Source organism: Streptomyces durocortorensis (assembly GCF_016901035.1).
In the GTDB taxonomy this organism is placed as follows: domain Bacteria; phylum Actinomycetota; class Actinomycetes; order Streptomycetales; family Streptomycetaceae; genus Streptomyces; species Streptomyces durocortorensis.
Genome location: NZ_JAFEUF010000496.1, coordinates 1 through 1,330 on the forward strand (window position 1 = coordinate 1; position 1,330 = coordinate 1,330).

Consider the following 1,330-nt stretch of genomic DNA (forward strand, 5'->3'; position numbering starts at 1 on the left):
GACCCTCCCTCTCGAACACTTCCGCCCGCCAGGGCGGTTCCCCCCGCCCTTAAATATGCATCCAGCATTCCAATAAAAGGAGCCCCATGCTCTCCGACCGGTCCACCGCCACCGTCCGTGCCACCCTCCCCGCCGTCGGTGCGGCCATCGGGGACATCGCCGACCTCTTCTACGAGAAGCTCTTCGCCGCCCACCCCGAGCTGCTGCGCGACCTGTTCAACCGGGGCAACCAGGCCTCCGGCGAGCAACGCAGGGCCCTGGCCGGGTCCATCGCCGCGTTCGCGACCGCGCTGGTCGAGCGGCCCGGCACCCGGCCCGACGTGATGCTGGACCGGATCGCCCACAAGCACGCCTCGCTCGGGGTGACCCCGGAGAGTTACGAGGTGGTGCACACCCATCTGTTCGCGGCCATCGCCGACGTCCTGGGCGACGCGGTCACGCCGGAGGTCGCCGCCGCCTGGGACGAGGTCTACTGGCTGATGGCGAACGCCCTCATCGCCATCGAGGCGCGGCTCTACGCCCAGCAGGGCGTCGCGGCCGGAGACGTGTGGCGGGAATGGGAGGTCGCCACCCGGATCGAGGAGACCGAGGACGTCGCCACCTTCCTGCTGCGCCCCGCCGAGGACACACCCCCGCCCACCTTCCGGCCCGGCCAGTACGTCTCCGTACAGGTCGAACTCCCGGACGGGGCCCGCCAGATACGCCAGTACAGCCTTTCCGGCGCCCCCGGCTCCCGGCTCCGGTCGATCACCGTGAAGCGCGTGCGCGGCCAGGGTTCGCCCGACGGCGAGGTCTCCCGGCACCTGCACGAGCGCACGCAGGTGGGCGATCTGCTGCGCCTCTCCCTCCCCTACGGGGACCTGGTGCTCGACCACCCGGACGCGCCCCTGCTGCTGGCCTCGGCGGGCATCGGCTGCACCCCCATGCTGTCGATGCTGGAACACCTCGCCCAGGAGGGTCACCGGGGCCCGGTGACCGTCGTGCACGGCGACCGCTCGCCGGCCGACCACGCCCTGCGCACCGACCACGTACGGCTGACGGAGAAGCTCCCGGGCGCCGAGGCGCACTTCTGGTACGAGGCCCCGGAGGCCGGGCAGCCGGCGAACCGCACCGGCCCCGTCGACCTGGACGGCATCACCGTACGGCCGGGAACGCACGCCTATCTGTGCGGCCCGCTCCCCTTCATGCGGGCGGTACGGACCCGACTGCTGGCTGCGGGGGGCCGGCCGGCCGACGTCCACTACGAGGTGTTCGGCCCGGACCTCTGGCTGGCCTCTTCCTGAAACCGCCCGGGCCGGGGGCGACAATGGGCGGGTGACCCGCCCATTGT

The 1,330-nt window shown here is 72.3% G+C and carries 1 protein-coding gene; it reads left to right on the forward strand.

Annotated elements, in window-relative coordinates; all coding sequences use genetic code 11:
- The first annotated feature begins 86 nt into the window (after positions 1-86).
- Entirely contained in the window at positions 87-1,283 is a 1,197-nt protein-coding gene (locus JS521_RS35695) for a globin domain-containing protein (protein WP_205086995.1), read from the forward strand.
- The last annotated feature ends 47 nt before the right edge of the window (positions 1,284-1,330 follow it).